A 14942-nucleotide genomic window follows, 5' to 3' on the forward strand; every position below is an offset into this window, starting at 1 on the left:
ACCCACACCCTTGTAGGAGCCGGCTTCTGTGGCGAGGGAGCTTGCTCCCGTTGGGGTGCGAAGCGCCCCCAAAATCTGGCGACTGCTCCGCAGTCGAACGGGAGCAAGCTCCCTCGCCACAGCAAGCTCGCGCCTACATAAATATTTCCAGAGAACAGAAATGAGACTGTCCCGCTTTTTCACCGACACCCCGCTGAGCCTAGGCGAGCACGAATTGCCCGAAGCCCAGGCGCACTACATCAGCCGCGTGCTGCGCATGGGCGAAGGCGACGCCGTGCAATTGTTCGATGGTTCCGGCCAGGAGTTCCTGGGCAGCCTGCTGGAAGTCGGCAAGAAGCGCGTCACCGTGCAACTCACCCAACACTTCGATGGCCAGGCCGAGTCACCACTGCACATTCATCTCGGCCAGGGCCTGTCCCGGGGCGAGCGTATGGATTGGGCGATTCAGAAAGCCACCGAATTGGGTGTGAATGAAATCACGCCGATTTTCAGTGACCGCTGCGAAGTGCGCCTCAAGGACGAACGCGCCGACAAACGCCTGCTGCACTGGCGCCAAGTGGCGATCAGCGCATGCGAGCAGTGTGGGCGTTCAACCGTGCCGGTCATCCACCCGCCACTGTTGCTGGCGGACTGGTTGAAGCAGACCGAGGCCGATTTGAAGCTGGTGCTGCACCCGGTGGCCGAGCCGATGGTCAGCCACGCCAAGCCAGCGAGCCTGGCCTTCCTGATTGGGCCTGAGGGTGGGTTGACGGACAACGAAGTGCAAACTGCACAAGCGGCTGGCTACCACGCCGCTCGCCTGGGCCCGCGAGTGCTGCGCACCGAAACGGCACCGGTGGTGGCGTTGGCTGTGGCCCAACAACTGTGGGGTGATTTCTAACCCTGTCCCTTTGCAAACCCAATCAAAACTGTGGGAGCGGGCTTGCTCGCGAATGCGGTGTGTCAGTGACGTAGGTATTGGCTGATCCACCGTATTCGCGAGCAAGCCCGCTCCCACATTTAGATTGGATTACCAGGTAGCTATTCCACCGGGTCACTCACCGGCGTGGCAATGATCGCCTTCAACTCGCTGGTCATCGGGAACTCCAGGTTCAGCCCCTTGGGCGGAATCGGCTGTTCAAACCAGCGCTGGTAAATCCCGTTGATCGCCCCCGAGCGGTACAGGTCGCCCAGCGCGTCGTTGACCACCGCCAGGAACTGCGGGTCGTCCTTGCGCACCATGCAGCTGTAGATTTCCCGCGACTGTTCTTTACCCACCACCACCCAGTTGTGCGGGTCCTTGGCCTTGGCGCGCTCGCCGTAGAGCAAGGCGTCATCCATGTAGAACGCGGCCGCACGCCCCGTCTCAAGCATCTTGAACGCTTCGCCGTGGTCCTTGGCGCTGATCACGAACATATTGGCCTTGTGCTCGGCGTTGTAGCTTTTGAGGAACCGCTCATTGGTCGTGCCCGCCGTGGTCACCACGTTCTTGCCCGTCAGGTCCGCAAAGCCCGTGATGCCGCTGTCCTTGGCCGTCAGCAACTGGCCTTTCACGTAGATAAACCCGTAGGAAAACGCCACCTGTTTCTGCCGCTCGGCCGTCACCCCGGTGGAGCCGCATTCCAGGTCCACGGTGCCGTTCTGCACCAGCGGGATGCGCGTCTGGGACGTCACCAGGTTGTATTTCACCGCGAGGCTGGCCCCCCCGATTTTCTGCTGGATGCGTTCGACAATCTTGTTCGCCAGGTCCACTGAATAGCCCATCGGCTTGCCGCTGTGGTCGCCCACGTAGGAAAACGGCACCGACGCATCGCGATAACCCAAGGTGATGGATCGGGCGCTGGCGATCTTGCCCAGCGTGCCTTCCAGAGGCGCTTCATTGGCCTGTGCCTGTGCGCCAAACAAGAGCCCCAGGGTGCAGCCGGTCAACAGGATTTTTTTCATTGTTATGCTCCGTTGGTTTTTGAGTTATTTACGTACCGCGATCACGCTGATTTCCACCAGCACTGCCGGCCGCGCCAGTTCGGCTTGCAGGGTGGTGCGCGTCGGCGCGCAGCCCGGCGACAGCCAGGCCGACCACACGTCGTTCATCGGCGCAAAACCGCTGCCGATGTCTTTCAGGTAGATCGTCGCGTTGAGCAAGTGGTCCTTGTCGCTGCCGGCCTGGGCCAACAAGCCGTCGATCTTGGCCAGCACTTCTCGAGTCTGGGTCGCCACGTCCTGGCCATCGCCGGGCACCTGGCCCGAGAGAAACACCAGGTCCTTGAAGGTCACGGCGCCAGAGAGCCGGTCGTTGCTGCTGATACGGTGGATACTCATGGGTACACCTCAAGCGGCGCGGGGCACCAGGCCCTGCAGGTCAATGGAAGGCGTGCGTTGGTCGATCAGTTCGGCCAGCAATTGGCCGCTGCCGCTGGCCAAGGTAAAGCCAAGGGCGCCATGGCCCAGGTTGAGCCACAGGTTGCGGTAGACACTGGCGCCAATCAGCGGCACGCCGGTCGGCGTGGCCGGGCGCATGCCGGCCCATTCCACCGCCTGGGTGTAGTCGCCCGCCATAGGAAATGTCTCCAGCGCCTGGCGTTTCATCAGCGCCAGGCGCTTGGGCTCCAGGCGGGCGTCGAAGCCGACGATGTCCACCATGGCCGCCACCCGCAGTTGCTCGCCTATACGTGCGTAGACGATCTTGCGGTCGTAATCGGTGATGCTCACGCTTGGCGCCCGGTGCTGTGCGCCAATCGGCACGCTGAGGCTGTAACCCTTGAGCGGGTACAACGGCAGCGAAACACCCAACTCCGCGCTGCGATACCCCGCCGCCAGCACCAGGTTTTGTACCGGCATCACCTCATCGCCCATCTCGACCGCCTGCACTGCGCCGTGAGCATGACGAAGGCCAGTGACCTTGCGTCCGAGCAGGAAACGGCAGCGACCCGAAGCTTCAAGCCGCACGGCCATGCGTTGGCAGAAGGCATGACAATCGGCCACTTCTTCGTTTGGCGTATAGATCCCGCCGACAAAACCACCGCCCACCAAGGCCGGTTCCAGCCGCGCGCAGTCGTCAGCCGACAACACCTGCTGCTGCAGGATATCGGTGACTTTGCTGCGGGCATGCTCGAAGCTGCTGGCATTGCGGAAGGTCACCAGCTTGCCGTTGCGCCGCCAGTGGAAACCGTCCAGGTGATCGTCCTCGCGCCATTGCTGCAACGTGGCCTGGCTCAGGGACGCCAGGCGCAGCAGGTGCCCGGCATTGCGCGCGTTCACCGAGCCCCGGCAGGCGCCGAGAAACGCGGCCATCCAGCGCCATTGCTGCGAGTCCAGGCGCGGGCGCAGCTTGAGCGGCGAGTCCCCGCGCAATAGCCAGCCGATGGCTTGCAATGGCACGCCAGCATCCGCCAGCGGCGCGACATAGCGGTACGACAACTGCCCGCCGTTGGCGAAACTGGTTTCGCTGCCCAACGTGTCGCGGGCTTCGATCAGCGTGACCTCGTGACCGGCACGAACCAACGCATAGGCGCTGGCCAGCCCGACAACCCCACCGCCGATGATGCAAACCTGCTTGGCCATCCCAGCCCCCAGCCATTGAATGAAGAGGCCTCAAGCGTAGGGGCAGGTGACAGGCCATCGACAATGAATAAAGATGGGTCACCTATAAACAAAGGTTATGGACTTGCCATGCGCTTGCGTCATATCGAAATCTTCCAAGCCATCCGCCAGACCGGCTCCGTCAGCGCCGCCGCGCAGTTGCTGCACGTGTCGCAGCCGGCGGTGACCAAGGTGTTGCAACACGCCGAATTGCAGCTGGGCTTCCCCCTGTTCCTGCGGGTACGCGGCAAATTGCAGCCCACCCCGGAAGCCCTGGCGCTGGAAAGCGAAGTGGAGAAAGTCACCGAAAGCCTGCAAGGCGTGCGGCGCCTGGCCAAGAGCTTGCGGCGCGAACCCGGGCACAGCGTGCGCATTGGCGCAATCCCGGCGCTGGCCTTGTCGCTGCTGCCACCGGCCATCCTGGAATGGAAACGCGACTACCCGGACATGGCCTGCGAGCTGTCCAGCGACCATAGCCGCGAGCTGGTGCAGAAGCTGTTGATGCGTGAGATCGACCTGGCGCTGACCCTCAACTTTTCCGGGCATCCGGGGTTGACCACGCAAGTGCTGGCCAACGGTGTGCTGGTGGCGTTGGCGTCCAAAGGTTATTGGTCTGAAGCCGCTTTGAGCAGACCGTTGCCCTTGGCGGATCTGGCCGGTGCGCCGTTGATTGGCCTGTCCAGCGCCGACCCCTTGGCGGCCAAGCTCGACAGCTACCTGGAAAACGTCGACCCCGCGCCTCGGGTGACGATCTCGGTGCAGACCTATTCCCTGGCGCGTGCCATGGTGGAGTCCGGCGCCGGGCTTACCGTCATCGACCCCTTTACGGCACTCGGCGCCTCCACGGCCACCACCTGCATCCGTACCCTCACCCCGCCGCTGCCAATCACCCTGTACGCCCTGACCCGCGCCGACGAACCGCCGCCGCATATGCTGGCCAAGCTGCTCAAGATCTTCGGCCACCGAGCCCAGGAACTGCTGAAACGCTTATAAGAACACCACGCTTAATACCGATGAAGATCCAATGTGGGAGCGGGCCGCCTATCAGAGCACGTAGTGCATGATTGCCACAAAGTGCAGCAGGCTGCCGCCAATGACAAACAGGTGCCAGATGCCGTGGGAGTGCCGCAGGCGATCTTCCAGGGCAAAGAAGATGATGCCCACGGTGTACAGCACCCCTCCGGCCGCCAGCCAGGTAAACCCCGCCGTGCCCAGCGCGGCGATCAGTGGCTTGACCGCCACCAGCACGATCCAGCCCATCACCGCGTAGATCACGATGGACAGCACCCGTGCTTCGGAGCGCGGCTTGATCTCCTGCAGGATGCCAATCACCGCCAGCCCCCAGACGATGCCGAACAACGTCCAGCCCCATGGACCACGCAGGGTGACCAGGCAAAACGGCGTGTAGCTGCCGGCGATCAGCAGGTAGATCGAAAAGTGATCGACCTTCTGCATGATCTCTTTTCGCCGCCCGCGCACGCTGTGGTACACGGTGGACGCGCTGTACAGCACCAACAGCGTAAAGCCATAGATCGCCACGCTGACGATCTTCCAGGGGCTGCCATCCAGGCTCGCTACCACCAGCATCCACACTGCGCCGGCAAAGGCTGCGACCGCCCCGAGCAAATGGCTCCAGGCGTTGAATCGTTCCCCGTGATACATGTGTCACTCACCTCGAATAACCGTTATCACCCTGAGCATTCTGACGCCAGACACTCACTTTCAGGTAACACCCTTTCTTCATTTGCCCAACGACCACTGCCCATCGGATGATTCGCACAATCCTGTGGGAGCTGGCTTGCCTGCGATGAGGGCCTGAGACTCAACATCTCTATCAACTGATAGACCGCTATCGCAGGCAAGCCAGCTCCCACATAAAAGCGCCCTATTGGTAATCGCCATGCCCGAGCTTGAACCCGACGCACCGCCCCCCAGCCTATGGCAGCTTTTTTACAACTTCGCCATGGTCGGCCTGTTCGGCTTTGGCGGCGTGATGCCCTGGGCGCGGCAGATGATGGTCGACCGCAGGCGCTGGGTCAGCGAGCAGGGCTTCAATGAACTGCTCACCACCGGCCAATTCTTCCCCGGCCCCAACATTGCCAACGTCGGCATCATCTTCGGCCGTCGCCTGCACGGTTTGCCGGGTGCGGTTGTGACCGTCTGCGGGCTGTACCTGTTCCCCTCGCTGATCACCGTGCTGGCCGGGTTCGCCTACGCCAAGTGGTGGAGCCATGAAGTGGTGCAGCAGATCTTCGGCGCAGTGATGCCGATTGCCACCGGGCTGATGTTGGGTACAACACTGCGCCTGCTCAAGGCCATGCCCCGCAACTTGGCCAACTACAGCGCCTTCGTGCTGACCTTCGTGTTGATGGCCGTGCTGGTGCTGCCGCTGTGGCTGGTGTTGCTGATCAGCATCCCCAGCTCCCTGGCCTTGAGTTTCATCGACACAAAAAAGGTGGCCGGCTGATGCAGACCGTCCTCCTGCACCTGATGATCCAATGCGCGCTGTGGTCGCTGATGGCGATTGGCGGCAACACCGTGGCCATTGGCGACATCCACCGCTACACCGTGGTGGACATGCATTGGATCACCGACGCGCAATTCGTCGCGTTCTTCGCCCTGTCCCAGGCGCTGCCGGGGCCCAACGGCATGTTCCTGGTGTTCATCGGCCAACAGGCGGCGGGGCTGCCGGGTGCGCTGGTGGCTTTGCTGGCCAAATTGGTGCCTTGCTCAGTATTGGCCTACGTCGGCGCTGGCTGGCTGGAAAAACACACCCAGACGCCCTGGGTGCAACGGGTCAAGCGCAGCCTGCTGCCGATCTCCATCGGCCTGATCCTCGCCTCCACCTACATCCTGATGAACAGCCTGGAAAACAACACGACCAGCCTGGTCCTGACCCTGGCCAGCGCCGCCGTGGTCTATTACACGCGGCTCAACGCGATCTGGCTGATCATCGTCGGTGTATTGCTGGGCCTGGGCAGTGCATGGCTGGGAGTGAATTGGTTTTAGGGGCACAATCGACGGCATTCGAACAAGAGTGACCGCCATGCTGATCGACGAAGAGTTCACCCTCAAGAAGCTGGAAATCTTCCTGGCGTTCATGCGCACCGGCAACCTGGCCCGTGCCGCCGCCGAGCTGCAAACCAGCAACGTCAGCGTGCACCGCGCCATCCACTCCCTGGAAAATGCCCTGCGCTGCCCGCTGTTCAAGCACGAAGGGCGCAACCTCACGCCGCTGGAGAGCGCCTACGTGTTGGAGGAGCGCGCACAGAAACTGGTGGCCGACGTCGTCGACAGCGTACGCCTCACTCGCGAAGCGGCGGGCTATTCGGCGGAGCGTTTCAAGTTGGGGTCACTCTATTCGCTCACGGTGAAGACCGTGCCGCAATTGATCATGGGCCTGAAGATCCGCCGCAGCGAACTCAACATCGACCTGATCCTGGGCTCCAACTTCGACCTGCTCTACAAGCTCAAGAACATGGAAGTGGACGCCATCCTCATCTCCCTGGATGAGCATGCCAATGACCCCGATTGCGAGCAGATCGCGCTGTTTTCCGATGACATCTTCCTGGCCACCCCGGCCGACTCGCCCTTCGACCGCGAACAGCAGATCGACCTGGCGGATGTGCGCGACGCCACCTTCATCACCCTCACCCAGGGCTTCGCCACCCACCAGGATGGCAACCGCGTGTTCCAGCAGGCGGGGTTCGAGCCGAAGGTGGCGATGCAGGTCAATGACATCTTTACGCTGCTGAGCATGGTCAGCTCGGGCGTGGGTTACGCGCTGCTGCCCGGGCGGATTGCGGCGGTGTATGAGAACCGGGTGAAGCTGATCCCGCTGCAACCCCGGTACCGGCTGCAGCAGCAGATAGGGGTGGTGTTCCTGAAGGCCAAGGAGCGCGACCCGAACCTGTTGGCGTTGTTGGCAGAGTGCCGGATGTACGCCAATCGCCAGGTGGCAACCTGATACACCGCATTCGCGAGCAAGCCCGCTCCCACATTCGACCGCATTTTCATGCTGGAACCCGATCAACTGTGGGAGCGGGCTTGCTCGCGAAGAGGCCCGACCAGACACCATAAATTCCGAAACTAGCCAACCAACCCACGAACAATGAAGTACAACACCGAAGGCCCCAGCAAACACCCAAGCCCGGTATGGAACGTCGCCGTCAGCGCGCCATAGGGCACCAACCGCCGATCCGTCGCCGCCAGCCCCGCGGTCACACCGCTGACCGTGCCGGCCAAGCCACCAAACACCATCGCCGAACGCGGGTTGTCCAGGCCCATCCAGCGCGCCGCCACCGGCGTGCCGACCATCACCAGAATGGCCTTGATCAAGCCCGTGGCAATCGACAGCGCCATCACGTCCGAGGTCGCACCAATGGCCGCTCCGGTCACCGGGCCAACGATGTACGTCACCGCGCCGGCACCGATAGTCGTCATGCTGATCGCATCACGATAACCAAATGCCCAGGCCATGCTCGCACCAACAATGAACGGCAACACCGTGCCCAACAGCAGCGCAATCACCCCGATCAATCCGGCCTTGCGCGCCTCGGTGGCTTGCACTTCAAACGCCGTGGCAACGATGGCGAAGTCACGCAGCATCGCGCCGCCCATCAGGCCAATGCCGGAGAACAGTGCCATGTCGGCCAAGCCTTTTTGCCCACCCGTGACCGTGCCACCGACCCACGCCAGAACCAGGCCGATGACGATGGCAATCGCCGAACCATGAATGCGCCCAAACGTGAGGCGCTTGGACAGCACCACGGAAATCCACATCACCACGCCGACGAAGGCAAAGGCGGTGATCAGGCCGTTATGTTCCAACCCTTTTTCGATGAGATCCCACATATCAGCGACCTCCCGCAGCAGCGATCAGCGGCTCTTCGGCGGGCAAGGGTTCGCCCTTGTGGGTACGACTGATGAGCGCGATGGTGCAACCACAGACCACCACGGAACCAATCGCCGCCAGGACCGCGACAGGACCGCCGTGCAAGGCCGTGACCACGTTCTGTTGCGCCGCCATCGCCACCACCACCGGGATGTACATGGCGCCCCAGAAGCCCACGCCCATCTCGCAATCCTTGGTCATGCCGCCACGTTTTTGCATCCACAAACGGGCGCAGATCAGCAGGATCATTGCGATACCCACCCCGCCCACGTTGGATTTGACACCCAGCAACACGCCGAGCATGTCGCCCATGATCACGCCCGCCAGCGTGCAGATCGCCAGCAATGCCACACCGTAGATAATCATCGTTGTTGTCCTCAAAGTGCTCGATCGAAATTGTTGTTGTTGTGCTTCGAAAGCCTTGGGTGGTGCTTTATCGGTGGCGGCGCTCCTCCTCTTGCAGCAGGGCCTGCAAGGTGTCCAGGCGTGCGCCCTCGCAGGCGATCACCGTGCCTTGCTCGAACACCCGGCGTGACAAGCCGGTGAGCACGGCGCCGGGGGGCAGCTCGATCTGCAGGCGCACGCCGCGCTCGTAGGCGCTTTGCACGGTGCCGCGCCAGTCGACGACGCGGCACATGTTGAAGGCGAGGTCGTCGCGCAGTTGTTCGGGGTTGTGCACAGGCCGCGCACGGGTGCTGCTCAGGTAGGTGATGCGCGGCGGCTTGAGCGCAACGAACGCCTGGGCCAACGCCTGGGCCGGTTGCTCCAGCAGCGCGCAGTGAGACGGCACACTCACGGCCAGGCGCTTGGCCACGCCGTTGCCTTTGATACGTTGGGCGATGCGCGTCATGGCGGCGTCGCTGCCGGCAATCACGGTCTGGTTGTCGGCGTTGATATTGGCCAGGTACACCGGGGTTTCCGGGCTATTCACTTCAGCCAGCAGCGCTTCGACTGTGGATAACGGCGGGCCGATGATGGCCGTCATCCCGTAGCCGTGTGGATAAGCGTTTTGCATCAGTTCGCCGCGCAGGCTGACCAGTTTCACCGCATCGGCAAACGCCAGGGAACCGGCGATCACGGCGGCCGGGTATGCGCCGATGGAAAGGCCCGCGACGTAATCCGGGGTGTGTTGCAACAGGCGGGCGTGGGCCACGCCGGCGATCAGCAGGCACAGCTGGACGGCGCGGGTATTGGCCAAGGCGTGCGCTGAATCCAGGGTGCGGACGTCCTCACCCAAGGCTTGGCTGGCTTCATCCAGCACATCGGCGGGCAGCGCCTGGAGCATGCCCGGCCGTTGGGCGCCTTGCCCAGGGAACACCAGAAGACTGCTCATGCCACGGCCTGCCAAGGGTCGAGCACCAGATGGGCACCGCTGGCGGTTTTCAACAGCACCCGCCGTGAAGGGCCGGCCCATTCGCGCAAGGCCACTGCGCCGAAGGGCGTTTGCAATTGCAGGTCCACGGCGCACACGGCCTGGTCCAAGGTTGCCAACAGGTCGCGCGCCTCGCTGCGGTCCAGCGGCTCCGGCGTGCGCAGAATCAGATCCAGGTCGCTCTGGGCATGCAGCGCTTCAATGCCCGTGGCCAACTCAAATCCGGCGCTGCCGGTGACACCCCAATTTAAGGTCGCCAGCACCGGCCGTAATTGATCCAGAGCCTGCAATGCGGGCAAGTCTCGTCGAGAGACAACATCACGCAATGCTTCCGGCGCTACCCGCCGTTGCACGGCAGCCAGCGGCATCAGCGCGGCAAACCGTTGCTCACGCGAACGGCCACGCACGCCCACCGGGACATAACCTGCGGCAACCGTCGCGCGGCGCACCACCACCGTGCCCACCGCCTGCACCGCCCACGCCGGGGCGTCAGCGGGCAGGTGCGCCGGGGTCATGCCCCAGAGCAAGTCGTGCGCGTTCACCATTGCTCCCGCAGCAGTTGGCGCACGTGGCTGGAGGCGGCGCGATGGGCAGCACCCAGGCGGTTGCTCAAATCAGTGCCGTCGATGTCCTTGATTGCACTCACCAGGCAATCGCCCACCCGCGCCACATCCTGCGCCGTGGGCTGTTCGATCTGCTCAACCGACAAGGTCTCCCACAGCAAACCCAGGCTGGCATAGCTGTCGATGTCATAGGCCATGGGTGGCACGCTGGCGGCCAACGCTTCCAGCTCCTCGACACTGCGCAAAGTCACCCGCGCCGCCGAGGCCTTGCCCATGGCGTGTACCATCACGCCCGGGTCGCGCAGGGCGATCAGGCGGTTGGCCTGGTAGCCGTGGGCGAGGAACGCGCCCGACATCGCCTTGCCCACCAGCAGCGCAATCACCGGGTGCCCGGCCAGCCGGGCGCGGGCATAACTGTCAGCGGCGGCGGCCAGGGCCTGATGGATACCGAGGGCTTCTTCGCGACGGCCGTAGGCTTGGCTCGGCACGTCGACGATAGCGATCAGCGGGCGCTTGTCGCCACGGGCGATGGCTTCATCCACCGCCTTGGCCAGGCCCCAGCCTTCGAGCAACCCGACCTCGCCGTTGCGTGCGCGGGGAAAGCGGTTGTGCGGGTCGGTGACCACGGCGATAAAGCGCACAGGTTGCCCGCCCAACAGGCCGTCAGCCACTTTCAGCGAAGCCGGCAAACCCTCGACGGGCGTTGCCCCCACGCTCAATGCGTTGAACCACTGCAAACCTCTCATGAGCGATCTCCTTGATACAGCGCACGCACCGTCGCTGGGTCAATTTGTGGCGTGGTGTCCAGTTCGGCCAGGCGCGCCAGGTAGTGCTCGGCCTGGCGACTGCGCTGTTGAGGGGGCAGGCCCTGCTCCAGCAAGGCGTTGACGGTCTGCTGAATCTCGGCCACATCGTCGGCCACGTAACGGTCAGCCAACCCGCTGTTGAAGCGTTGCTCGCCACCGGTAAGGCTCCAGATGAATGGCCGGTCGCGGGAGTCGTATTCGTCCAGGCCGGCTTCCTGCTCGATCACCTGCGGGCCGTTCAGGCCCACCCGTGCTTCGCGGGTGACCACCAGGTAACTGCACAGCCCGGCCGCGATGGACATGCCGCCAAAGCAACCGACGCTGCCCGCCACCACACCGATCACCGGCTGGTACTGGCGCAGGTCGACAATCGCCGCGTGGATGTCGGCAATCGCCGCCAGCCCCAGGTTGGCTTCCTGCAGGCGCACGCCACCGGTTTCCAGCAACAGCACGGCACGCGTGGGAATGCCCTTGCGGTTGTCTTCGGCCGCCAGCTCAAGCGCACCGGCGATTTTTGCCCCGCCGACTTCACCGAGGCTACCGCCCTGGAAATTACCTTCGATGGCCGCGATCACTACCGGTTTGCCGGCGAGGCTGCCCTTGGCGATCACCACGCCGTCATCGGCTTGCGGCACCACGCCCTGGCGGCTGAGCCAAGGGGACATGACGCGCTGGAACGGGTCGATCAATTCACGGTAGGTGCCGGCGTCCAGCAAGGCCTTGGCACGTTGACGTGCGCCGAGTTCGACGAAGCTGTGTTTGGCGAGTAAGTCAGTCATGGCCGATCTCCTCGAAACCTTGCTCCAGGCGCAAACGCACCACACCGGGTGTCGCGCCGAAGTCGTGGATATCGATCTTCAACGCCGGTGGCGTTTGCTCTTGAAAGATGCGTTCGAACAGGTGCTGCCAGCGCTGCTCGGCGCCGTTGACCGAGGTCTGCACCTGGATGGTCAGGGTGCCCGGCGTGCCCGGCTCCAGCAGCACTTCCAAGTCGCCGGAGCCGACACACCCCACCAGCGCACGGCCTTTGGGCGGCTGTCCGGCGGGGAATTCAAAGGATAAGGTTTCCATCACAACGCTCCGTCGAGGCGGTCGATAAACAGGCAGGCGGCCAACAGGTCGGCGGCGCCGCCCGGGGAGGCATTCAGGGCCAGCAGGTGTTGGTCCAGCGCATGCAGTTGGCGGCGACCGGCCAGGGTCGCGCTGCCGCCCGCGTCCAGCACGGCTTGGGCGCCGTGTTGCATGGCGCTGATGCCTTCAGGGCCTGCGCGGTAGAGCACACAGGTGTCGGCCAGCTCGGTCATGATCGCAAGCAAGGCGTCGAGGCGGGCGTTCTGCTCGCCGGCGTCTTGCAGACGACTTTTGCGCAGTTGCGGCAGGCCGCGCTGCATCACCGAAGGGAAGCCCAGTTGCGCTTCTTCACGGGCGCCGCGTGCGCCGTAGCGTTGGGCGACCTGGGCACCGTGGCTCATCGGTTGTGGGGCATAGCGGTCGTTGAGCAGGGCCAGCCGGGCGGCGGTCAGCGTCACGGCACGGGGCGCCAGGGCTGCCGCAGCGGTGAGCAAACCGAGGGCCCAGATCGCGCCGCGATGGGTATTCACGCCGTCGGTGGTGGCGAGCATGGCTTGCTCGCCTTCGCGGCCGATCCGTCCCAAAGCTTCACGCAGGGGCAAGCCGACTTCGCCAAACTCGATAGCCGCTTCGGCCATTTCCTTGAACATCGGCCACAGCGACAACGCGGAGGCGTGCATCAGGCCCAGGTGCAAATCGCTGTGGGCGCCGTTGCCGCGACGGTCGACCAGGGCCGGCTTGGGCGATAGGTCCGCCTCATCAATCAAGGCGTCGACCGCCATGTCCGCCAGGCGATCAGCAAGGGTCAATTCATGCAGTTTGAGGGCGCGCATTTACCAGCTCCTGAACTTGGCGGGCGGGTTGTACAGGCCACCGGACCAGTCCACCAGGTCGGCCACGCTCTTGGCGGCCAACAGCTCGCGAGTGGCGTCGGTGCGGCGAATGCCCAAGTCTTCGGGCAAGGCGATCAGGCCTTCGCGGCGCATGCGCGCAGTGTCCTTGGGGTTGTGGCGCAGGCCGATGGCGGTGACGCCGGCGACAGCCGCGATCATCGCCTGGCGCTCTTCCAGGGAACGCGCCTTGTACAGGTAGGCGATGCCTTCTTCGGTGAGCAGGTGGGTGACGTCGTCGCCGTAGATCATGATCGGCGCCAGGGGCATGCCGCTTTTGCGCGCGACTTCCACCGCGTCGAGGGTGTCGACGAAGGTGGGTTTGCCGCCTTCCTGGAAGGTCTCGACCATTTGCACCACCAGTTTTTTGCCGCGCTCCAACAGCGCTTCGGGCGCGTCGTCGTGGCGCATGTCCAGCCATGCCGGGGTGCCATGGCGGCGACCGCGTGGGTCGTGGCCCATGTTCGGCGCACCGCCGAAACCGGCGAGACGGCCCCGGGTCACGGTGGAAGAATGGCCATCGCCGTCGACTTGCAGGGTGGCGCCAATAAACAGGTCCACCGCGTATTGGCCGGCCAGTTGGCAGAACATGCGGTTGGAACGCATCGAGCCATCGCGGCCGGTGAAGAACACATCCGGCCGTGCGGCGATGTAGTTCTCCATGCCCAGTTCGGTGCCGAAGCAATGCACGCTTTCTACCCAGCCACTTTCGATGGCAGGGATCAGCGTCGGGTGCGGGTTGAGGGTCCAGTTGCGGCAGATCTTACCCTTGAGGCCGAGGGATTCGCCGTAGGTGGGCAGGATCAACTCAATGGCCGCGGTGTTGAACCCGATGCCGTGGTTGAGGGACTGCACATTGTGTTTTTCGTAGATGCCACGGATCGCCATCATCGCCATCAACACATGCACCGGCTTGATGTGGCGCGGGTCGCGGGTGAACAGCGGCTCGATGTAGAAGGGTTTGTCGGCCACCACCACGAAGTCCACCCAACTGGCCGGAATGTCGACGCGGGGTAAGTCGGTGACGTCGTCCACCAACTGGTTGACCTGCACGATCACGATGCCATCGCTGAAGGCAGCCGGCTCGATCAACGCGGGAGTGTCTTCGGTGCTGGCGCCGGTGTAGATGTTGCCGGCGCGGTCGGCCATGAAGCCGGCAGACAGGACGACGTTGGGGATCAGGTCCACCACCAGCCGTGCGTAGAGTTCGATGTAGGTGTGGATCGCGCCGATTTCCAGCAGGCCGTCTTCGAGCAACTGGCTGATGCGCAGGGACTGGGTGCCCGCGAAGGAGAAGTCGAGCTTGCGGGCGATGCCCTTTTCAAACAGGTCCAGGTGCTCGGAGCGGCCGACACTGGGCATGATCATGTGCAAGTCGTGGAGCTTGGCGGGGTCGGCCTTGGCCAGGGAGCGGGAGAGGAAGTCGGCTTGTTTCTGGTTATTGCCTTCCAGCACCACGCGGTCGCCGGGGAGGATCAGGGCTTCCAGGGCCTCGACGATCTTGTCGCTGGGCAACACGGCCCCGTCTGCATACTGTTTGACCCGCCCGAGCCGCCGCTGCTTCTCGTCGCGCCGCCGCGTCCAGCGCGAGTCGGGGGTGTTGGTTGTTGTCATGGTCGCTCCACGGGGTTTGCTGTCGTGGGCTGTACCTTAGGAGTGAATCGGGGGGGCATCAATCAAGCCCGGTGGTGGATCGTTACGGATGGAGTAACGGAACATCAGCAAATACGCCCTCAAGCCGGACGCAGTTCTAAATGTGGGAGCGGGCTTGCTCGCGAATGCAGTGGG

General features: G+C 63.6%; 18 protein-coding genes. 5 read left to right on the forward strand and 13 right to left on the reverse strand.

Annotated elements, in window-relative coordinates; genetic code table 11:
* Positions 1 to 160 precede the first annotated feature (160 nt).
* On the forward strand, positions 161 to 880 hold the full coding sequence (locus tag ACVWVP_RS00945) for a 16S rRNA (uracil(1498)-N(3))-methyltransferase (protein ID WP_178920068.1): 720 nt from the start codon (positions 161 to 163) through the stop codon (positions 878 to 880).
* Positions 881 to 1020: 140 nt separating this feature from the next.
* On the opposite strand, the gene ACVWVP_RS00950 is transcribed toward ACVWVP_RS00945, so the two are convergent.
* From ACVWVP_RS00950 to ACVWVP_RS00960, 3 genes are read right to left on the reverse strand one after another with little or no spacing between them, the layout of a single operon-like run.
* Entirely contained in the window at positions 1021 to 1923 is a 903-nt protein-coding gene (locus ACVWVP_RS00950) for a transporter substrate-binding domain-containing protein (protein WP_457404212.1), read from the reverse strand.
* Between the two features lie 24 nt (positions 1924 to 1947).
* Positions 1948 to 2298 carry a RidA family protein gene (locus tag ACVWVP_RS00955; RefSeq protein ID WP_178920066.1) on the reverse strand — a complete coding sequence of 117 codons (351 nt, stop codon included), beginning with the start codon at positions 2296 to 2298 and terminating at the stop codon, positions 1948 to 1950.
* Between the two features lie 9 nt (positions 2299 to 2307).
* Entirely contained in the window at positions 2308 to 3540 is a 1233-nt protein-coding gene (locus ACVWVP_RS00960; protein WP_457404214.1) for a D-amino acid dehydrogenase, read from the reverse strand.
* Positions 3541 to 3648: 108 nt separating this feature from the next.
* On the opposite strand from ACVWVP_RS00960, the gene ACVWVP_RS00965 reads away from it, so the two are divergent.
* Positions 3649 to 4551, forward strand: a complete 903-nt coding sequence (locus ACVWVP_RS00965) for a LysR family transcriptional regulator (protein ID WP_457404216.1) — start codon at positions 3649 to 3651, stop codon at positions 4549 to 4551.
* 51 nt (positions 4552 to 4602) lie between these two features.
* On the opposite strand, the gene trhA is transcribed toward ACVWVP_RS00965, so the two are convergent.
* Complete coding sequence (gene trhA, locus ACVWVP_RS00970) at positions 4603 to 5220, reverse strand: PAQR family membrane homeostasis protein TrhA (RefSeq protein WP_178920063.1); 618 nt, start codon at positions 5218 to 5220, stop codon at positions 4603 to 4605.
* Between the two features lie 238 nt (positions 5221 to 5458).
* On the opposite strand from trhA, the gene ACVWVP_RS00975 reads away from it, so the two are divergent.
* The 3 genes from ACVWVP_RS00975 to ACVWVP_RS00985 are packed head-to-tail and all read left to right on the forward strand — an operon-like array spanning position 5459 to position 7525.
* A complete protein-coding gene (locus ACVWVP_RS00975) occupies positions 5459 to 6025 on the forward strand; it encodes a chromate transporter (protein WP_176996742.1) in 567 nt (188 codons plus the stop codon).
* Positions 6025 to 6567 carry a chromate transporter gene (locus ACVWVP_RS00980; RefSeq protein WP_178920062.1) on the forward strand — a complete coding sequence of 181 codons (543 nt, stop codon included), beginning with the start codon at positions 6025 to 6027 and terminating at the stop codon, positions 6565 to 6567. The genes ACVWVP_RS00975 and ACVWVP_RS00980 overlap by 1 nt, the downstream gene beginning before the upstream one ends.
* A 37-nt stretch (positions 6568 to 6604) precedes the next feature.
* Complete coding sequence (locus ACVWVP_RS00985; protein ID WP_178920061.1) at positions 6605 to 7525, forward strand: LysR family transcriptional regulator; 921 nt, start codon at positions 6605 to 6607, stop codon at positions 7523 to 7525.
* Between the two features lie 122 nt (positions 7526 to 7647).
* On the opposite strand, the gene madM is transcribed toward ACVWVP_RS00985, so the two are convergent.
* The 9 genes from madM to mdcA form a co-directional block, all read right to left on the reverse strand.
* On the reverse strand, positions 7648 to 8412 hold the full coding sequence (gene madM / locus ACVWVP_RS00990; RefSeq protein WP_176996745.1) for a malonate transporter subunit MadM: 765 nt from the start codon (positions 8410 to 8412) through the stop codon (positions 7648 to 7650).
* Position 8413: 1 nt separating this feature from the next.
* Complete coding sequence (gene madL / locus ACVWVP_RS00995) at positions 8414 to 8818, reverse strand: malonate transporter subunit MadL (protein ID WP_429474993.1); 405 nt, start codon at positions 8816 to 8818, stop codon at positions 8414 to 8416.
* A 67-nt stretch (positions 8819 to 8885) separates the two neighbouring features.
* Positions 8886 to 9785: a malonate decarboxylase subunit epsilon gene (mdcH, locus tag ACVWVP_RS01000; RefSeq protein ID WP_457404220.1), complete on the reverse strand. Its 900-nt coding sequence runs from the start codon at positions 9783 to 9785 to the stop codon at positions 8886 to 8888.
* Positions 9782 to 10369 carry a malonate decarboxylase holo-ACP synthase gene (locus tag ACVWVP_RS01005; RefSeq protein WP_457404222.1) on the reverse strand — a complete coding sequence of 196 codons (588 nt, stop codon included), beginning with the start codon at positions 10367 to 10369 and terminating at the stop codon, positions 9782 to 9784. Before ACVWVP_RS01005 ends, mdcH begins: the two co-directional genes overlap by 4 nt.
* Entirely contained in the window at positions 10363 to 11133 is a 771-nt protein-coding gene (mdcE, locus tag ACVWVP_RS01010) for a biotin-independent malonate decarboxylase subunit gamma (RefSeq protein WP_259172177.1), read from the reverse strand. Before mdcE ends, ACVWVP_RS01005 begins: the two co-directional genes overlap by 7 nt.
* Positions 11130 to 11972 carry a biotin-independent malonate decarboxylase subunit beta gene (locus ACVWVP_RS01015; protein ID WP_457404224.1) on the reverse strand — a complete coding sequence of 281 codons (843 nt, stop codon included), beginning with the start codon at positions 11970 to 11972 and terminating at the stop codon, positions 11130 to 11132. The genes mdcE and ACVWVP_RS01015 overlap by 4 nt, the downstream gene beginning before the upstream one ends.
* Entirely contained in the window at positions 11965 to 12264 is a 300-nt protein-coding gene (locus ACVWVP_RS01020; protein ID WP_017139433.1) for a malonate decarboxylase subunit delta, read from the reverse strand. The genes ACVWVP_RS01015 and ACVWVP_RS01020 overlap by 8 nt, the downstream gene beginning before the upstream one ends.
* Entirely contained in the window at positions 12264 to 13097 is an 834-nt protein-coding gene (locus tag ACVWVP_RS01025) for a triphosphoribosyl-dephospho-CoA synthase (protein ID WP_457404226.1), read from the reverse strand. The genes ACVWVP_RS01020 and ACVWVP_RS01025 overlap by 1 nt, the downstream gene beginning before the upstream one ends.
* Entirely contained in the window at positions 13098 to 14768 is a 1671-nt protein-coding gene (mdcA, locus tag ACVWVP_RS01030; protein ID WP_178920054.1) for a malonate decarboxylase subunit alpha, read from the reverse strand.
* Positions 14769 to 14942: the final 174 nt, after the last annotated feature.

The sequence above is a fragment of the Pseudomonas sp. TE24901 genome (genome assembly GCF_054058375.1).